A 17,865-nucleotide genomic window follows, 5' to 3' on the forward strand; every position below is an offset into this window, starting at 1 on the left:
ATCAACCATATCAAACACTAAATCATATTTTGCGGACGCACCCAGTCATCGAACTGTTCTGCACTGACATAGCCAAGCGAAAGCGCGGCCTCCCTTAAGGTTGTGCCATGCTGATATGCCTGTTTTGCAATCTCAGCCGCGCGATCATAGCCAATATGGGGATTCAGAGCCGTCACCAGCATCAAGGAATTTTCTAACAATTCCTTGATGCGTGCTGTATTTGGCGTTATCCCTTGAGCGCAGTGCAAATCAAAACTATTCATCACATCCGTCAATAAACGGACGCTCTGCAAGAAGTTATGAATGATCAAAGGCTTAAACACATTGAGTTCAAAATTTCCCATTGAGCCGCCTATGCTCAAGGCGACATCATTCCCGATGACCTGACAACATACCATCGTCATTGCTTCGCATTGAGTCGGATTGACCTTGCCAGGCATGATAGAGCTACCGGGTTCGTTCTCAGGAATAGTTAACTCGCCAAGTCCGCTGCGCGGCCCGGATGCCAGCCAGCGCACATCGTTAGCGATTTTCATCAAGGCAACGGCTAAGGTTTTCAGCGTGCCGTGGGCATTGACTAAAGCATCATGCGACGCCAGCGCGGCAAAACGATTTTTTGCACAAATGAAGTCGAGCTGGGTTGCGTGCTTCAATTCGGCAGCAACACGCGTGCCGAATTCTGCATGGGTATTCAATCCGGTACCGACCGCCGTCCCTCCGACTGCGAGTTCATAAAGTGGCGATAAACTCGCATGAATGACCTGCTCTGCCTGCCGCAATTGCGCACACCAGCCGGAGATTTCCTGCCCCAGGCTGATGGGAGTCGCATCCTGCAAATGTGTGCGGCCAATCTTGATAATATCGGCAAAAGCCTGCGTCTTGATGTCGAACGTTGCGCACAACCGACGTAAAGCTGGCAACAAGGATTCAACAAGCTGCATACAAGCCGCCAGATGCATCGCCGTAGGAAAAATATCATTCGACGATTGACCAAGATTCACCTGATCATTCGGGTGTACCAATCGGCTCAGACCTTTGGCGCCGCCTAACAATTCAGAAGCGCGATTAGCCAAGACTTCGTTCATGTTCATATTGGTCTGAGTACCGGAACCGGTTTGCCAGACCGAGAGAGGAAACGCATCGGCGTGCTCTCTTCTTAATACTTCGTCGGCAGCCTGCATAATGGCATTGGCCCTGGCGGCATCCAGCAAACCTAAATCGCGATTAACCGAGGCACAACTGCGTTTAACCAGCGCCAGAGCCATGATCAGAGGTTCTGGCATGCGTTCAGTGGAGATGGCAAAGTACAGCAAAGAGCGTTGCGTCTGCGCACCCCATAAGGCATCTTCTGCGACCTGGATATCACCAAAAGAATCATGTTCGGTTCTGTATAAATCGTTCATTGGAGATCCTTTGTTGGGTATTGCGACACAAGGTAAATTACTTATCGTCGAAAACGAATACCAATAAGCGATTATTGGCCGGCATCGTATGATCATCGCGCAAGTGCAATCCAGATTGATTCGCCAGGGATTCGATTTTTTCAATATCACGGATACCCATATGGGCGGCTTGCGATCTCAGCGATGCATCAAACTGTTGATTGCTCTCGCTGGTAAAACGTCCCGCATAATTGAATGGTCCGTAGATACAAAACAAGCCTTCTGGTGTCAACAACTCAGATACGCCGGCAAACATCATTTCGACTTCTTGCCAAGCCATAATATGACAGGTGTTCGCTGTAAATACTGCATCAAATGTTTGCCCTGGCCACTTCGATGTTGCAACGTCGAGAGTGTAAGGAGGTTGGACATTATCTAACCCTGCCTCAGCCTGCCAGGCAAGAATGCTGGAATGATATTCAACGCGATCACTGCATTGCCATAGGAGATGGGGCATTTGCGCACCGAAGTACACGGCATGCTGGCCTGTGCCGCTGCCGATCTCAAGCAGGTTTTTACTTTGTTGCAGCAGGGGTTTCAGAACGTCCAATATGGGGGCGGAATTGCGCTCACATGCCGGGGAAAATAATTTTGTCATGACAATTCTTTTTGACACAGCGCGCGTTTTTGCTGGGCTGTCAGTTGTTTAATCGCGTATTCTGCCTTGGATGCGGCAGAGCGATTCTCATGTTCAAACACCGCCAACAGCTGTGTCGGCGGATGCGACCTGGTATAGCGAGCGCCTTTGCCAGTGCAATGCGCCGCATAACGTTTTTCTACATCGGTAGCAATGCCGGTATAGATGCTACCGTCATTGCATTCGAGCAGATAGACGAACCACGGCATCTTTATTCAGACATAGACAAAATATGCCCTTGCTCAGGACGACTGCGTCCTTCCAGCATATCGACATAGACACGCTCAACCGCACGAGGCCCGCGATCATGAATGATGCTCATCCAGCTACCCAAGGAAGGTAGGAATTTTTTCCATGCTGCCGCATAGCGAGACATTACTCCTGCCATCCCCCACTCTGCCGCACGTTTCTTGATCTGTGCCGGTGCAAAGAACAAAGCAGGCCTGGCTCCGGGTAATTGCCCCTCCCCTTCACGTTGATCCCAATGGGTGCCGCCTACTGCACAAGAATATTTCATATTGTCATGAAAATGATGGTGCAGGGTACTGCGTACTTTAGCGTTACCTGACATATCTACATAGACTACGGGCCTCTCTGCTGATAACGATTCAATCTGATCGTAAGCGATCACACGATGGTAGCACCCCAGACCTTTCGTAAATGCGACGTTAGCTGGCGAGGTTAAACCTATGACTTCGCATTGATCGAGTCCGCGTTGCGCCAATAAAAAAGCGAGGCCGTAAGCGGTTTTACTGGAGGCGCTGGACAAGATCACGGTACCGGCCCCGAAGAATTGATTGTCGTCTAAAAAATCATCGATCATGAAGGAGGTCATGAATAAAGGACGTAACAACGCGATCTCATTTTCACGCGCCGCAATATAGCCAGGATCATGCGCGGTTGCCAGGTATTGGTTATACAAGGGATGCAAGGGCTGTCTATGCGCTGCCGCATCGACAAAGCCGTTTTCATTAATCCGGTCGGGCTGCATGAGCACATAATCCGACATGGGAAAATACCCGTAATAGCGCTGTCCAGCCTGAATAGCATCGTTGCGCGATTGCATGACATCGCCGAAACCCCACACCGGAATGCGCCCCCAGCCCTCGCTTGTGGGGAAAAAATCCCAATAATGCATGGTTTCGCCAAAAGCCGCATAAGTCACATTATTCGAAGTGAAAGCGAACTGGTCGATACGGATCAGTATCTGCCCCTCTGCAAGAGGCGACTCGGCATGAACGCTGGCTTCGACGAATTGATACCGATGTAAATCATCCTTGCGAACGACAAAGTCGAGCGCAGGCCTGGCTTGATGAGTATGACTCGCTGTCGTCATTAGATCTCCATTTTTTAGAATTTTGATTCACGTATCTTATGCGAATTTTAGATTGTTGTAGTGAATCCACCTGACCTCCGATAGCAAACAGAAAATAAAAATTGCCCAGATCTTCAGTCGAAGATCTGGGCAATCGATGCGATAAAAAATCTGATGGAGATTTTTTATCGCAATTTATTTTTTCAAAGTAATTATGACACCGGTGCCATAAGCAAGATCCAGCAGGATCTGCCCTATCAAAATGCCTTAATTGACGCCGAACAGCATGGAAAATCTGGCGAGAGCCATGATCCGCGTGGACAAATGGCTTTATGAAATCGATAGTTTTATTTAATTACAAGCTATCTAAGCCGATAGTTCAAGCCAGTCGATAGTGAAAATGCTTAACTGCGGGCAAATTTGGCAGCAAGCTGATTCAATTTATCCTGACGCTGGCGAGCAGCTTCTGCTTCTTGTTTTTGTATTTTTTCCGCCTGGAACTTGGCTTTGCGCGCTTCCGCATTTTTCTTCGAACGTTCTTTCAATATGCCTGCAGCATGAGCACGATGTACCTCAGTGACCTCATCGACTTCTTTTCCTTCAAGATCAACCCGTTTTTGCGCCTTAGAGACATTAAACAAATAACGTACGGAATTCGTATGTATACCCAAAGCAATGCGTAATATCTTGCGATCCAGCTCTGGCATTTTTTGTTGTAATTGTTTATCGATCCCGATTGCCAGGGGTAAATGCTCATCGAAGACGGAGAAATCCGTCTGCAATTGTTTGATGAGCTTGCGAGCAAGTTGATTTGGCGTTGCTAAGGGCGCGGTTGAGGCTACAGGTGTCTCAATTGCCGGGTTATTCGGTGTGGTCATGAAAATAATCTGATATGGTTACTATTGCAGGTCGCAGAATATCATGCGTAAGACCGATTGGGATACTCCAATCCATTATGTGTCGCTGATCCACTTCAATTAAGCAAATAAATATGAACAAGCATATCAAAATCGACTTCGTTTCCGACGTTTCCTGCCCTTGGTGCATCATCGGACTTAAATCGCTGGAGAGCGCAATAGCGAACTTGGGCAATGAAGTAACGACCGAAATTCACTTTCAACCTTTTGAGCTTAATCCGCAAATGCCCGCAGAAGGCCAGGACATTAATGAGCATCTGGCGCAGAAATATGGGGCAACTGAAGAACAGTCCGCCCGTAACCGGGAGGCGATCCGCGCCCGCGGTGAAGCAGAAGGCTTCATTTTCGGCATGGACAAAAGAGCCAGGATTTACAATACCTTTGACGCTCACCGCCTTTTGCATTGGGCAGAAATCGAAGGCAAGCAACGCGCGCTGAAACATGCTCTGTTCGATGCCTACTTTACGGATGGAGAAAACCCCAGCGATCACGAAACTTTAATTCGTATTGCGGCAAAAGTCGGCCTGGATAGCGTCAGCGCCCGTGCCATCTTGAAATCCGATTTCTACGCCAGCGAAGTCCGTGCCCAAGAATATTTTTATCAGCAACAGGGAATCCATTCCGTACCCGCGGTGATCATTAATGATCAACATCTGATCTCTGGCGGTCAGACATCGGAGGTATTTGAACAGGCGCTGCGTCAAATTATGGCTATGGCTTGAGGAATTGCACCATTGAAATCGCCTGGCTTGATAGCAAACACCGCTGAAGTACATCCACCTGTACCAGTCAGCTTTTGGAACGCGTTTAAATTCTGGCTGAAACTCGGCTTTGTCAGCTTTGGCGGCCCTGTCGGACAGATCTCGATCATGCATCAGGAACTGGTCGAAAAGCGCCATTGGATTAGCGAGCGTCGTTTTTTGCATGCCTTGAATTACTGCATGCTTCTACCAGGGCCTGAAGCACAGCAACTCGCTACGTATATCGGCTGGCTGATGCACAGAACCTGGGGCGGCGTCATCGCAGGCGTCTTATTTGTGTTGCCGTCGCTTTTTATCCTGATCGGACTGTCCTGGATTTACGTGGCATTTGGCGGCACGCCCTGGGTTGCCGGATTGTTTTACGGGATCAAGCCAGCGATTACCGCGATTGTGCTGCAAGCCGCACACAGAATAGGATCGCGCGTCTTAAAAAACAGGGTGCTGTGGAGTATCGCCGCAGCCTCTTTTGTTGCAATCTTCGCGCTGAATACCCCCTTCCCGCTGATTGTGCTGGTTGCTTCACTGGCCGGTTATCTCGGCGGTCGGTATGTGCCGCAATTTTTCCAGACCGGTGGCGCACATGTCGCTGGCAATCAACATTATGGCCCCGCCCTGATTGACGACCAGACACCGACACCGGCACATGCCCTATTTAGCTGGCCAGGCTTATGTCAAGTCGTATTCGCCGGCGCATTATTGTGGGTGATCCCGATGTTGCTGTTATGGACGCAATTGGGATGGCAGCATGCCTATACGCAGATGGCCTGGTTTTTTACGAAAGCGGCATTACTGACTTTTGGCGGCGCCTATGCTGTTTTGCCGTATGTCTATCAAGGTGCAGTAGGACAATATGCCTGGTTAAGTCCAGCGCAAATGATAGATGGGCTGGCTTTGGGTGAAACTACGCCCGGCCCCTTGATCATGGTCGTCGCTTATGTGGGATTTGTCGGTGCTTATCTGAAGCAGATATTCGGGCCGGAGCAGACATTTCTGGCCGGCGCAATTGCTGCCATCCTGGTGACCTGGTTTACTTTTTTACCTTCTTTCATTTTCATTCTGGCTGGCGGCCCCTTGATTGAGTCGACGCACAACGACTTAAAACTGACCGCGCCGTTAACCGCCATTACTGCAGCAGTGGTTGGCGTGATCTTAAATCTGGCGGTGTTTTTCGCCTATCAGGTTTTTTGGCCAAACGGCATCCAGGCCACATTCGACTGGATCTCAGGGCTCATTGCCTTGGCAGCGGCGATTGCTTTGTTTGGATATCGGCAAAATGTGATGCGTGTGATTGGCGCTTGTGGCGTGCTGGGTTTATCCCTTAGCTATTTTCGTTAAATAGCATGCTCTTAAAATAAATCATCTTCGTTGTGGAGATCGTACAAATTGTCACCGTGTTATCTGTGGCGAGTGATAAACTATGCAACGAGAAGCTGATAAAAATTCGAACTACTTCCCTCTAATTTTGCATTGCGATTTATGCCTGAACGCCGTATTACAGAAGTATCCGACATTTCCAATATCACCCATCTTCCTGACAGTGATCCTATTTCCGCCATTCTTTACGGTGCCGACGCGCCAGAATTGATTCGCCAAGAGACCTTGGCGGATTTACTGGAGACAACCGCGCAACAAACACCCGATCAGATTGCGCTTATTTTTGCGAATCAGACAGTCACCTATCGCGAATTAAATACCAGAGCAGATATCGTGGCATCGCATTTGATCAATGCAGGCGTGAGACCCGGACATATTCTGGGTCTTTGGCTGCCGCGCGGTATCGACCTGCTGGTGCTACAGGCAGGGATAGCAAAGTCTGGCGCGGCCTGGTTGCCGTTTGATATCGACGTGCCGGTTGAACGTATTGCGGTTTGTCTTGACGATGCGAAGGCATTTGGCATCGTGACCAGTGAATCTCAATCCGGGCAATTAGCGCAATTGTCTTGCACCGTCTGGACCGATGCCGAATTAAAACGAATACCGGCAACACCATTGCAAAAACGCTCCGGTACGGGTCCTGACGATCCCGCTTATGTGATCTATACCTCCGGTTCGACCGGCAAGCCCAAAGGTATCGCCATTACGCAAGCGAGTATTTGTCATTTCCTGCGTAGCGAAAACCAGATTCTTGGGGTCAGCCATACCGACAGAGTCTATCAAGGCTTTTCTGTCGCGTTTGATATGTCGTTCGAGGAAATCTGGATTAGCTATCTGGTTGGCGCGAGTTTGTGGATTGCCCCCAAGGAAGTTGCGGTCGATCCTGACGCCTTACCGCAAGCACTAATCGACAACCAGATCACAGTCTTACATGCGGTGCCCACTTTGTTGGCCTTGTTTGCTGTCGATGTGCCTGGCTTGCGCATCATCAATCTGGGCGGTGAGATGTGTCCCGAAAGTCTGGTTGCTAAATGGTCCAGGCCTGGCAGGCAGATGTTCAATACCTATGGCCCGACTGAAGCGACGGTATCGGCGAGTCTGGCCATCCTGCAAGCCAATCATGCCGTCACGATTGGCCATCCACTCCCTAATTATGGATTGCTCGTCATTGATGCCGAAGTTGAAAAAGGTATCCGGCTTTTGCCCCGCGGTGAGGTCGGCGAACTCTGTATTTTCGGCCCTGGCGTGTCGGCTGGTTATCTTGGCCGGCCAGACTTAACTGCCGAAAAATTTATTCTCAATCCCTGGGCTAGACGTGGCAATGACGCACGATTATATCGGACCGGCGATCTCGCCCGTATCGGTGACGATGGTTCCGTGCAATGCCTGGGACGTGCCGATGATCAAGTCAAAATACGCGGCTTTCGTGTTGAGCTTGGAGAGATTGAGGCGGTGCTGGCACAGCAAACTGGCGTCGGTACGGTCGCCGTCATTTTACGTTCTGAACAAGGCGTGGATCAGCTCATCGCGTTTATTGTTACTGAGCTTACTGAAGCAAATGCACAGCTAAACGTTGCGACCTTACGCCACGCTTTGCTGGCGACCTTGCCAACATACATGGTGCCGACGCGCTTTGAATTTTTAAACGAGATGCCACGACTCACCTCGGGCAAAATCGATAGAAAAAACCTGAAAGCGAGGCCTCTCAGCGCTGTGACCGGATCGGAAGAGTCCGACACACCCGACAACCCGGCCGAAGAAATTTTATTCGCGGCTTTAAGCAAGCTATTCCCAGGACAAACGATACAGCGCAATGCCGATTTTTTTTCCGACCTAGGCGGTCATTCGCTGATGGCGGCGCGTTTGGTGTCGCTGCTGCGTGCTGATTCACGTTTTGCGTATTTCAAAATCAGCGACATCTACCAGTCAAGACAGGTCGGTACGATAGCCGAAGTCATGCTGGCGGGCGCCAGTGCCACGAGCACTGAGTATGTTGACTGGACTCGGCCATCGAGCTTGAAGCGTTGGGTCTGTGGTTTGGCTCAGGCCGCGATGATTCCGTTTTTGGTCGCGATGCGCATGGTGCAATGGCTGGCGCCCTTCTTTGCCTATCATTTCTTTACCGGTGAGCCTGGCGATTCGATTGCTCGCGCAACGATTTTATCGGTGGCTGCATTCCTGCTGTTGACCTTATTGGAATTCGCGATTGCGATTGCCGGCAAATGGCTCATCGCGGGTCGCTTAAAACCGGGTAAATATCCGCTATGGGGTTTTACTTATTATCGTTGGTGGCTGGCGGATCGCCTGGTGGAGGCGGCGCCGACGTATATGTTAAGCGGTTCGTCCATGTATGCATGGTGGCTAAGGGCTTTGGGTGCAAAAGTCGGGAAGGATGTGACTATCGGCTCAATGACGTTGCGTTCACCAGATTTGTTAACGATTGGAGACGGCGTCAGCATAGGAAATGCCTGTAATTTTGAGAATGCCCGGGTCCAGCACGGAGAACTTCGTCTGGGGCAAATTGCACTTGCCGATGGCGCTTATGTCGGCTCCTACTCCGTCCTGGAAGGAGGCATTTCACTTGGTGAGTTTGCCCATCTGGAAGGACAATCTGCACTCAGTGAAGGGCAATCCATCCCGGCTAGCAGGATATGGCGCGGCTCACCTGCTGTGGACGCCGGGGCATTTGATCATGCAGCACAGCCCCCCCGTCCTGCGGTAACGCATTTGCGTTTTTTTGGCGAAGCAGTTTTTTTTATTTTCGGTAGCTTGTCGATTACCGCATTGTTTTTCCTGCCGGTTTTTCCTAGCTTTATTACGATAGACTGGATCGACAATATCGATGGTTTGCCTTGGTTGCAAAATACCACTCTCTCATTTCAACTCGTCAAATATTTTATTCTAGCCTTCCCTGCGACTGCCGTACTGATTGTCTGTACCGCATTGCTATCCGCCGGGATACGCTGGAGTATTTTGCCCAAGTTAAAGCCCGGCAGTTACCCCGTACATGGCAATATCTATTGTGGCAAATGGCTAGTGAACCAAATTCAGGAATCCAGCCTGAATGTCTTGCACGGCGTGTATGCCACTGTCTACGCGCCTTACTGGTATCGACTGTTGGGTGCTAAAGTCGGGCGTGGCGCCGAGATCTCCACCGCCCTTGGCGTGGTACCGGATATGCTGACCTTGGGCGACGAGACCTTTATTGCAGACGCAGTCTTGCTTGGCGATGAAGAAATCGATGGCGGCTGGATGAGCATGCAACCGACGATCATTTCACGACGCAGCTTTGTCGGTAATGGCGCTTACATTCCCGATGGCACGATCTTGCCTGAGAATGTTTTGATCGGCGTGCATACCAGTGCCCCCCAAAATAGCCAGATGCATGAAGGCGATACCTGGATAGGCTCACCGCCTTTGCATTTGCCTGCACGTGAAGAAGTGAAAGGCTTCCCCGAGGAGTTAACCTTCCGTCCCTCGATCATGCGCCGGCTTGGTCGCGGTTTGATAGAGGCCTTCAGGATTATTGCACCGCATGCGATGGTGATTGCGGTCGGCTATACCATTGTGCTGGATCTGATGCCACTGGCGGGCGATGATCGCTGGGGTGATGTCGCCTATTATTTATCGATTGCGGGATTATGGTACGGCATCGGCAGCTTTGCATTTGTTCTGGTACTGAAATGGGTATTCATTTTCCGTTACAAAAAAAGTAGCGCTCCCATGTGGACTTCATTTGTCTGGTTGTCTGAAGGCATTACGAATTTATATGAAGGGATCGCGGTTCCTAACTTCATGCGCTATCTGCGCGGCACACCTTGGCTGCCGTTAGCATTCCGCTTATTGGGCTGCAAAATCGGACATGGCGTGTATCTCGATACGACGGATATTACCGAATTTGATTGCGTCAGTATCGGCGCTTATAGCGAAATCAATGCCCTGTCCTGCCCGCAAACCCATCTGTTTGAAGACCGTGTCATGAAAATTGATGAAGTCATCATCGGTGAACGCGTCTATATGGGGCCGCGTAGTTCCGTGCTCTATAGCGCCGTCGTCGGTGACGATGCCCAACTTGGCGCACTGACACTGGTAATGAAAGGCGAATTTATTCCCGCCAGATCGAGCTGGCGCGGTTGTCCTGCGGCGATCGCAAAATAGATACGCGAAGATATCAGCAATGTCTACACGGTTATATCAAGCTGAGGCAACACAATCAGTCTCGGTTTTCCACTTACCTGATCATCTGTCCGGTGCAATTTCGGCATTGCAATTGCAAAGGCAGGTGGTTATCTCCGTATCTACCGGGATGACTCAGGATCGCACACTGGCAAGGCAACAAATACGTGCGGCATTAATTGACCTGATTGGACAGTGCTATCAGTTAGAGCCATCCCAGATTGAGATTGCAACGTCGCCGGGCATGGCTCCCCGCTTGCTTTTCTCAGAGCACGAAGCGGCTTTATCGATTAGCCATGATGCGGGATTATCGCTGGCCGCAATTTATCTGGATGCCGGTGTGGGCGTGGATCTGATGCGTATTGAGACTGGCAGTATCGCATCCATAGATTGGCGAGATATTGCGCAACTTTATCTGGGGCCAAGTCGCCATCAGATGATTGCCAGTCAAGCTGTTCAACAACAATTACCGTGTTTTGCTCAAGAATGGACAGCACTTGAAGCGCGCTGCAAGTGCGCGGGAATCGCATTAACCGAATGGTCAGCAGCGATTGATGTAAAACTAAAGCCGATCCGAACATACCGCTTAGACTTGCCCGAAAATTATCGTGGCAGCATCGCCTTTTCCAATAAGGTTTAGGATAGATATATTCCAGCATGGTTCTGGGTATCTTTCCAGAAATGTCAGTCGACTTCAGAAATTATTGGAGCTTGCAATGAATCTCTCCCGCATCCTCGCTAGCAGCGTAATCCTACTCAGCATATTGAACTTATCGTCCTGTGTCAGCTACGGCATAGGCAGCGTCAAAGCGGGCCAGACTGAACCTGAAGTCACCGCCAAACTGGGCAAGCCAACACACATTTACCAGGACGGTAATCAGCATATATGGGAATACATGCGGGGCAGGATGGCGCAGGCAACCCACATGGCACGCTTCGATCATGACGGTCGCCTGATCTCGTATGAACAAGTCCTGACTCTGCAAAAATTTGCGCAAGTCAAAGTGGGAATTATGGATAAAACCGCCGTACTCAACATCATAGGAGCACCCAGCGAAACCGCTTATTACCCGCGTGTTCAACTCGAAGCATGGTCTTACCCGTATAAAGAGAGCGGTGTCTGGAACTCTCTGATGACGGTCTATTTCGACCAGTCAGGTATTGTCAAAAAGCTGGAAAATGGACCCGATCCTTTATTCGAACCTGGCGAACGCAGATGGCGTTTTTGATGGTTATTCGAAATTGATTTGAAGCCATTTGAATCGATCGCTACTTGAATGCTACCGCTTCAACAATGCATCTTTCACCGCGATTAACGCTAAAAAAACAGCTTGGTTTATCACAGCCCGGTGGGATTGCTAGCGACAAATAGCGTTGCTGGCAATTGCCTACCATCGCGCTTTAGAAAAAATAATCAGCCATTTACGGAACAGCAAAAGTTCCAGATGACCCGCTGCTATCCCGGTAGAAAAATCCATCAAAGGATTTACATGATAGTAGCGTCTGCGGAAATCACGACATACAAAAATCTCACGACTCCCCAAACGGACCAAGAATGATGTTGGTGCGACTTGTAAACTAAATTGTCCGTCAAATGAATTTTCAAGGTGTGCCATGTTGAGTCATCTCCAAATCAGTAAATGAATAAAAGTGCTTAGAGTCGTTGCACAGTTTGTACTGCCATCATCGCCGCGCCTCACCAGGCTAATTTTGCCTCAGTCTTTGGTAAGGATCCGATCAATAAATCTGTTGAACAAAAACGTTGGGTTGCTACGAATTGATGTAACAGAACATACTCTAACACAAAATACTGTATATGCAATCAGTATTTAATTTACTTTCTATTTTCCTGAGCTACTGTGGCGAATCCAATTACCGCATTTTATAAAAAAGAATAAAAAGAAGTAATACGCGATAATATGTCCGTACTAAATTTTCTAGCCCTGTTTTACAAGGAGAGATTTTATGCTTATCACCCAATATCCCCGTCAAGAGAATGGTACCGAGGTCAGGTTTGATATTTTGCGTCAAGATCGAATCACTGAGGGCATCGTCAATAAAGGTATCTCTATCCAATCGACATTTGGTACACTTTGCGCACTCGAATATCTGCAAGCCGAAGGCGTGTCCCCGATTGTCAGCAAACGCGTCTTATCAGATGCAAATCAAAGACGAATGTAACAATCCGTATAAATTTTTTGGCAGATTTTGATTTCTTTCGCCAGGAATTCATTAAGTTGTCATCAAAAAAGAGCACTATTGCTGCAATGCAATAATATGTTTCTGCCGCCGTGCGAAACATTCCTCATCGGAGCTCCAATGAAAGTCGTATTTTCACCCGCCATCTATGCGATGCAACGCTTGCGTCTCATTCCTAAATTTCTTCTTGTCGCAGCTTTATTTTCTATACCAACGGTACTGCTTGCCTCGCTGCTGGTCAATGAACTCAGTAAATCCATTTCCATAACTCAACTAGAGCGCGTTGGGATCCAACAACTGCGCCAGTCTCAGGATATCTTGAAGTTGCTTCAGCAACACAGGGCGATTCATCACCTGGCTTTATCGGGCAATTTGCCATCGAAGGAAACGGCACAAAAAAAGCAGCAAGAAATTTCGGAAAAACTGGATGTCTTCATCAAAATGATGTCTGACTATCCCGAACTTGGCGTGAACAATTCTGTTGAAAGTATTAAACAAAGTTGGTCTGCGCTATTACAGAAATTAGCAAGTAACAAAGCCAAAGAAAGCTATGAGGAACATACGGCACTGATCAACCGGTTCTACAAGCTCAATACGCAACTGGCTGACCGATCACATCTGACGCTTGATCCCAAAGTAGATACCTACTACCTGATCAATATGTTTGCAAAAACGTTGCCAGAAATCGCAGAGGGAATATCCGATATCTCCGGACGAGGCGCAGCCTATATTGATACTGCATTGCTTGAAGCAAATGAAGATTTGTTAATCAGTTCCGACGTAATGCTGGCAAAACGTGACTTGAACCGTATTCCCGCCCAACTTGAGGCGATGTATCGAGAAAATCCGGGTTTCAAAGAAAAGCTCGACTCACAGCAAAGTGTCGTCACTAAAAATCTGGCATTTTTGGAGCGAACAAAAAATGAAATCCTCAATACCGTCAATCAAACTTCCGGAACTGAATTTTTAAATGCCGGTAATGCAAGCGTTGAAGGTTTATTTTCTTATGCAAGTTCAGCAAGTGATTTACTGGATTCCACTTTGGCAGAACGATTGAATAAAGATATATTTCGTAGAAATTTGATGATCGCAATCATCTCCGCGATCCTCATTTGCGCGTCCTATTTATTGGCGGGTTTCTACCTATCTTTTTCAGCAGAACTGAGGGAGCTTGACCGTGCAGTCCGACGCATCACTGCCGGAGATCTGAGTGTCACAGTCACATCAAACGGAAAGGATGAAATCGCCTTGCTGCTCAACTCATTTGACAATATGAGACATGGGCTTTCCAAGCTAGTCGTTGATATTCGTATAGGAACAGAATCTATCGCTAATGCATCACGAGAGATTGCACATGGCAATGCAGACCTTTCTTCACGCACGGAACAACAGGCAAGCTCGCTCGAGGAAACTTCTGCGTCAATGGAAGAACTGACGGGTGCCGTTAAACAAAATGCAGACAGCGCGCTCCATGCGAATGACAATGCGTTAATCGCGACCTCGATTGCAAAAAATGGGGGGGCTGTTGTAGCAGGTGTCATCGCGACGATGGGAGCTATCCAGCAATCATCCAGAAAGATCAACGATATTATTGGCGTCATTGACAGCATCGCTTTTCAAACCAATATTTTGGCGCTGAATGCTGCCGTAGAAGCCGCCCGGGCAGGAGAACAAGGCCGGGGCTTTGCTGTCGTAGCGACTGAAGTGCGCAATCTTGCACAACGTTCGGCAAGTGCAGCGAAAGAAATTAAGGCCTTGATCACCGAATCTGTTGAACAAGTAGAAACCGGTAGCAAACAAGTGCATGCGGCAGGTGATACGATGCAAGAGGTCGTCAATTCAATTCAAGCCGTCACCGATACCATGCGTGAGATTACACAAGCCAGCGTACAACAAAGCAATGGTATCGCACAGGTTAATGATGCTCTGGATCAAATGGACGACATCACTCAGCAAAATGCAGCATTAGTTGAACAAGCCGCCGCCGCCGCTGAAAGCATGCATGGGCAAGCCATCAAATTAGCCGAGGCAGTTGCTATATTTAAAATCGTGTACGTTAATCATGAATTGCCTCACGTACGTTTGATAGCATCGAATGATGAGCAGGGATTAAAAAAACCGGCGTTAAAGCGCCTATACCCAAATGAAAAATCGAGGGCATCCTGAATTTTGCGTAACAACGCTTCTGTACCCATTTCACGATGCACAATTGATCGCCCTCGGGAGCATGGTTCGATTGCTTGCAGAACCGTCCTGGGGGGAATGCCAATATCGGTGACGCCACGATTTTTCCATTCGGGTCAATTCCATATACTTCCCTACTGTCCCCCAGAGCCAAGGCAATGAGCTGCTATACAGCCTTGATCCAAATCGATCTGCGGTCTCGTAAGAAAAATATAGTTGGGATGCGCTTCTGTTAAAGAAGACGCGAGGAATATCATTACCGGAATTTGAGCGAAAAACAAAAAAGGCCAACGAGAGTCGGCCAGTATTTGGATAAGAAAATTATCGATCTAAATATGCTGCAAATTCGCAATAGCTAAAAAATTACGGAACCGTTGTTCTGGCGTATCAGAATCGATCAAGGTAGAAAATACCAACAGTTTAGTTGCTCTAAGCACTCGATTTCATTGGCCTGCCCAGCAGGAATCGAACCTGCGACCCCGAGCTTAGAAGGCTCGTGCTCTATCCAACTGAGCTATGGACAGGTCGTTTGGATTACATCTCACGCAACATTGTGAGGTGTAAAAACAGAAGGCTGAATAGTACATGGAATGGCCATCTTATTCAAGAATGAAACCTATTCCAAGCACAATTAAAATCTATTTTAGCCCAATAATATCCGCCAATTGACGGGCAAAATTATTCGCCATTCCCAGATCAACTGCCTCAACCATTACACGAACTAGCGGTTCTGTTCCTGATGCGCGAATCAGGACCCGCCCTTTATCGCCCATTTCCATTTCAATACGCTGTTTTTCGCTAACCGCATGCTGATTTTTTTGCCAATCGAAACCTGCGGGCACCTTCACATTAATCAGCACCTGAGGAAATAAATTCAATTGTTCAAAACATTGATCCAGGGTCTTGTTATTGCGACGCAATGCCGAGAGCACTTGCAAGGCAGATACAATGCCATCGCCTGTCGTATGCTTATCAAGGCACAACAAATGCCCTGAGCCTTCACCACCTAAGAGCCATCCACGTTCTTGCATTTGCTCAAGTACATAACGATCCCCGACTTTGGCCCGAATAAAACCAACGCCCAATTCTTTTAGCGCCAGCTCAACCGCCATATTAGTCATCAAGGTGCCGACCACACCACTAACAGGGCCGATCGCCAATCTATCTATGACCATCAGATACAGCAACTGGTCGCCGTTATAAATTTTCCCGTCCTTGTCGACCATCACCAGTCGATCTGCATCGCCATCCAGGGCAATGCCCAAATCAGCATGATTCGCTCTTACTGCCAAAGCCAACGCGTCTGGTGAGGTCGCACCTACCGTGTCATTGATGTTAAAACCATTGGGCTGATTGCCAATCGAAATAACCTCCGCACCTAATTCATGAAATACATGGGGTGCGATATCGTAAGCCGCGCCATGGGCGCAATCGACTACGATCTTTAAACCGCGCAAGTCCAATTCATTTGGATACGTACTCTTACAAAATTCTATATAACGGCCATTGGCGTCGCGTAAACGGTGTGCCTTACCTAGCAAATCGGAGCTGACGCATTCCATCTCACGCTCCAATTCCTCTTCAATCGCCAATTCGACTTCATCGGGTAATTTATTTCCCTGAGCGGAAAAAAATTTGATGCCATTGTCGTAATATGGATTGTGCGAAGCCGAGATGACTACACCAGCAGACAGCCGCAAAGCGCGTGTCAGATACGCGATGGCCGGCGTAGGCATTGGACCTGCCAACATCACGTCAACACCTGCCGCAGCAAATCCTGCTTCTAAAGAAGCTTCCAACATATATCCAGACACCCTCGTGTCCTTGCCTATCAATACCGTAGGCTTAGATTCACCGACATGACCGCTTTGCGCCAGGACCTTGCCTGCAGCATAGCCTAAGCGCATCACAAAATCTGGTGTAATCGGCGCTACGCCGACCTTGCCTCGAATGCCATCGGTACCAAAATATTTTCTCGTCATTTTCATTCTCTTTGTTTAATTACTTAGTGCTTGCCATACTTTGATCGCATCTACCGTTTCAGCAACATCGTGAACCCGCACAATCTTGGCACCATTGGCAACTGCAGCTAATGCTGCTGCCAGACTGGCTGCTAAACGATGTTCGACATTTTTCCCGGTAATGCTGCCCAACATGGATTTACGTGACAGACCGGCCAAGACAGGCAATCCATGCTTTATTTGAAATTGTTCTATATTTTTCAACATCGAAATATTATGCGCCAGAGTTTTTCCGAAACCAAATCCTGGATCAATACAAAGACGAGAACTCTCCACCCCAGCCTGGAGCAATGCAGTAAGCCGTTCTTCTAAAAAAGACGTAACCTCTTGATTGACATCCTTATATTGAGGACGTTGCTGCATATCATATGGCGAATTTTGCATGTGCATGACACATAAGCCAACATCGCTCTCTGCGACAGTGTTAACGGCACCGTCGGATCGAAATCCGTTGATATCGTTAATCATATCGGCCCCTGCCAATATTGCCTCTCGCATCACCTCGGTTTTGTAGGTATCAATCGACAAAGGTTTACCGCAATCCCGCAATGCGTAAATAATCGGCATGACCCTGTCTAATTCTTCATTCAACGAGACTGGCGTTGAACCTGGCCTGGTCGACTCACCGCCAATATCAATAATGTCGACGCCATCTCTGATCATTTGTTCGGCGTGAGACATAGCGCCATCGAGCGCTTGAAATTGCCCGCCGTCAGAAAAGGAGTCTGGCGTAACGTTCAGAATCCCCATCACAAGCGGTCGAAATTGAGCCCCCTGCAAAGGGAAGCGATATCGACCGCAATCAAAAAAATTATTCATGAATATAAAAAATTAGGGCG

Annotated in this window: 16 protein-coding genes and 1 tRNA gene; 8 read left to right on the top strand and 9 right to left on the bottom strand. The window is 48.4% G+C overall.

The window, feature by feature from the left end:
* Positions 1 to 17: 17 nt before the first annotated feature.
* From fumC to LPB67_RS15670, 4 genes are read right to left on the bottom strand one after another with little or no spacing between them, the layout of a single operon-like run.
* A complete protein-coding gene (fumC, locus tag LPB67_RS15655) occupies positions 18 to 1,403 on the bottom strand; it encodes a class II fumarate hydratase (protein WP_262838224.1) in 1,386 nt (461 codons plus the stop codon).
* 37 nt (positions 1,404 to 1,440) lie between these two features.
* Positions 1,441 to 2,040: a class I SAM-dependent methyltransferase gene (locus LPB67_RS15660; protein WP_262838225.1), complete on the bottom strand. Its 600-nt coding sequence runs from the start codon at positions 2,038 to 2,040 to the stop codon at positions 1,441 to 1,443.
* Positions 2,037 to 2,288, bottom strand: a complete 252-nt coding sequence (locus tag LPB67_RS15665; protein WP_262838226.1) for a GIY-YIG nuclease family protein — start codon at positions 2,286 to 2,288, stop codon at positions 2,037 to 2,039. Before LPB67_RS15665 ends, LPB67_RS15660 begins: the two co-directional genes overlap by 4 nt.
* Before the next feature lie 2 nt (positions 2,289 to 2,290).
* Positions 2,291 to 3,415 (bottom strand): DUF2855 family protein, encoded by a 1,125-nt coding sequence (locus LPB67_RS15670; RefSeq protein ID WP_262838227.1) that lies wholly within the window; start codon positions 3,413 to 3,415, stop codon positions 2,291 to 2,293.
* 153 nt (positions 3,416 to 3,568) lie between these two features.
* Between LPB67_RS15670 and LPB67_RS15675 the strand changes: the two genes are divergently transcribed.
* Positions 3,569 to 3,730, top strand: coding sequence for a hypothetical protein (locus tag LPB67_RS15675; protein WP_262838228.1), 162 nt, complete (start codon positions 3,569 to 3,571; stop codon positions 3,728 to 3,730).
* 68 nt (positions 3,731 to 3,798) lie between these two features.
* Here the strand turns inward: LPB67_RS15675 and LPB67_RS15680 are convergent, their stop codons facing one another.
* On the bottom strand, positions 3,799 to 4,272 hold the full coding sequence (locus tag LPB67_RS15680) for a ProQ/FinO family protein (protein ID WP_262838229.1): 474 nt from the start codon (positions 4,270 to 4,272) through the stop codon (positions 3,799 to 3,801).
* A 113-nt stretch (positions 4,273 to 4,385) separates the two neighbouring features.
* Between LPB67_RS15680 and LPB67_RS15685 the strand changes: the two genes are divergently transcribed.
* The 5 genes from LPB67_RS15685 to bamE all read left to right on the top strand — a co-directional run bounded on the left by LPB67_RS15685 (position 4,386) and on the right by bamE (position 11,851).
* Positions 4,386 to 5,033: a DsbA family oxidoreductase gene (locus LPB67_RS15685; protein ID WP_262838230.1), complete on the top strand. Its 648-nt coding sequence runs from the start codon at positions 4,386 to 4,388 to the stop codon at positions 5,031 to 5,033.
* A 12-nt stretch (positions 5,034 to 5,045) separates the two neighbouring features.
* The gene (gene chrA / locus LPB67_RS15690; RefSeq protein WP_262838231.1) at positions 5,046 to 6,407 is read left to right on the top strand and encodes a chromate efflux transporter; all 1,362 of its coding nucleotides are present in this window, start codon (positions 5,046 to 5,048) and stop codon (positions 6,405 to 6,407) included.
* Between the two features lie 141 nt (positions 6,408 to 6,548).
* Entirely contained in the window at positions 6,549 to 10,604 is a 4,056-nt protein-coding gene (locus LPB67_RS15695) for a Pls/PosA family non-ribosomal peptide synthetase (RefSeq protein WP_262838232.1), read from the top strand.
* A gap of 19 nt (positions 10,605 to 10,623) precedes the next feature.
* Positions 10,624 to 11,262, top strand: a complete 639-nt coding sequence (locus LPB67_RS15700; RefSeq protein WP_262838233.1) for a 4'-phosphopantetheinyl transferase family protein — start codon at positions 10,624 to 10,626, stop codon at positions 11,260 to 11,262.
* 76 nt (positions 11,263 to 11,338) lie between these two features.
* Complete coding sequence (bamE, locus tag LPB67_RS15705; protein ID WP_262838234.1) at positions 11,339 to 11,851, top strand: outer membrane protein assembly factor BamE; 513 nt, start codon at positions 11,339 to 11,341, stop codon at positions 11,849 to 11,851.
* A 159-nt stretch (positions 11,852 to 12,010) separates the two neighbouring features.
* Here bamE and LPB67_RS15710 read toward each other — a convergent pair whose 3' ends face one another.
* Positions 12,011 to 12,238 (bottom strand): hypothetical protein, encoded by a 228-nt coding sequence (locus LPB67_RS15710; RefSeq protein ID WP_262838235.1) that lies wholly within the window; start codon positions 12,236 to 12,238, stop codon positions 12,011 to 12,013.
* A 349-nt stretch (positions 12,239 to 12,587) separates the two neighbouring features.
* On the opposite strand from LPB67_RS15710, the gene LPB67_RS15715 reads away from it, so the two are divergent.
* Entirely contained in the window at positions 12,588 to 12,803 is a 216-nt protein-coding gene (locus tag LPB67_RS15715; protein ID WP_262838236.1) for a hypothetical protein, read from the top strand.
* A gap of 138 nt (positions 12,804 to 12,941) precedes the next feature.
* On the top strand, positions 12,942 to 14,987 hold the full coding sequence (locus LPB67_RS19120; protein WP_316685243.1) for a methyl-accepting chemotaxis protein: 2,046 nt from the start codon (positions 12,942 to 12,944) through the stop codon (positions 14,985 to 14,987).
* Between the two features lie 465 nt (positions 14,988 to 15,452).
* On the opposite strand, the gene LPB67_RS15725 is transcribed toward LPB67_RS19120, so the two are convergent.
* The 3 genes from LPB67_RS15725 to folP form a co-directional block, all read right to left on the bottom strand.
* Positions 15,453 to 15,529, bottom strand: a tRNA-Arg gene (locus tag LPB67_RS15725).
* Positions 15,530 to 15,643: 114 nt separating this feature from the next.
* Positions 15,644 to 16,987: a phosphoglucosamine mutase gene (glmM, locus tag LPB67_RS15730; RefSeq protein ID WP_262838237.1), complete on the bottom strand. Its 1,344-nt coding sequence runs from the start codon at positions 16,985 to 16,987 to the stop codon at positions 15,644 to 15,646.
* 15 nt (positions 16,988 to 17,002) lie between these two features.
* On the bottom strand, positions 17,003 to 17,845 hold the full coding sequence (gene folP, locus LPB67_RS15735; RefSeq protein WP_262838238.1) for a dihydropteroate synthase: 843 nt from the start codon (positions 17,843 to 17,845) through the stop codon (positions 17,003 to 17,005).
* Between the last annotated feature and the right edge of the window lie 20 nt (positions 17,846 to 17,865).

The organism is Undibacterium sp. Jales W-56 (assembly GCF_025548535.1).
GTDB lineage: Bacteria > Pseudomonadota > Gammaproteobacteria > Burkholderiales > Burkholderiaceae_D > Undibacterium.

Bases quoted from the DNA above. Each gene is read 5' to 3' on its own strand.
- LPB67_RS15675 (WP_262838228.1), top strand. From the start codon at position 3,569: ATGGAGATTTTTTATCGCAATTTATTTTTTCAAAGTAATTATGACACC.
- bamE (WP_262838234.1), top strand. From the start codon at position 11,339: ATGAATCTCTCCCGCATCCTCGCTAGCAGCGTAATCCTACTCAGCATA.
- LPB67_RS15660 (WP_262838225.1), bottom strand. From the start codon at position 2,040: ATGACAAAATTATTTTCCCCGGCATGTGAGCGCAATTCCGCCCCCATA.
- LPB67_RS15700 (WP_262838233.1), top strand. From the start codon at position 10,624: ATGTCTACACGGTTATATCAAGCTGAGGCAACACAATCAGTCTCGGTT.
- LPB67_RS15695 (WP_262838232.1), top strand. From the start codon at position 6,549: ATGCCTGAACGCCGTATTACAGAAGTATCCGACATTTCCAATATCACC.
- LPB67_RS15715 (WP_262838236.1), top strand. From the start codon at position 12,588: ATGCTTATCACCCAATATCCCCGTCAAGAGAATGGTACCGAGGTCAGG.
- glmM (WP_262838237.1), bottom strand. From the start codon at position 16,987: ATGACGAGAAAATATTTTGGTACCGATGGCATTCGAGGCAAGGTCGGC.
- LPB67_RS19120 (WP_316685243.1), top strand. From the start codon at position 12,942: ATGAAAGTCGTATTTTCACCCGCCATCTATGCGATGCAACGCTTGCGT.
- LPB67_RS15670 (WP_262838227.1), bottom strand. From the start codon at position 3,415: ATGACGACAGCGAGTCATACTCATCAAGCCAGGCCTGCGCTCGACTTT.
- LPB67_RS15710 (WP_262838235.1), bottom strand. From the start codon at position 12,238: ATGGCACACCTTGAAAATTCATTTGACGGACAATTTAGTTTACAAGTC.
- LPB67_RS15665 (WP_262838226.1), bottom strand. From the start codon at position 2,288: ATGCCGTGGTTCGTCTATCTGCTCGAATGCAATGACGGTAGCATCTAT.
- LPB67_RS15685 (WP_262838230.1), top strand. From the start codon at position 4,386: ATGAACAAGCATATCAAAATCGACTTCGTTTCCGACGTTTCCTGCCCT.
- LPB67_RS15680 (WP_262838229.1), bottom strand. From the start codon at position 4,272: ATGACCACACCGAATAACCCGGCAATTGAGACACCTGTAGCCTCAACC.
- fumC (WP_262838224.1), bottom strand. From the start codon at position 1,403: ATGAACGATTTATACAGAACCGAACATGATTCTTTTGGTGATATCCAG.
- folP (WP_262838238.1), bottom strand. From the start codon at position 17,845: ATGAATAATTTTTTTGATTGCGGTCGATATCGCTTCCCTTTGCAGGGG.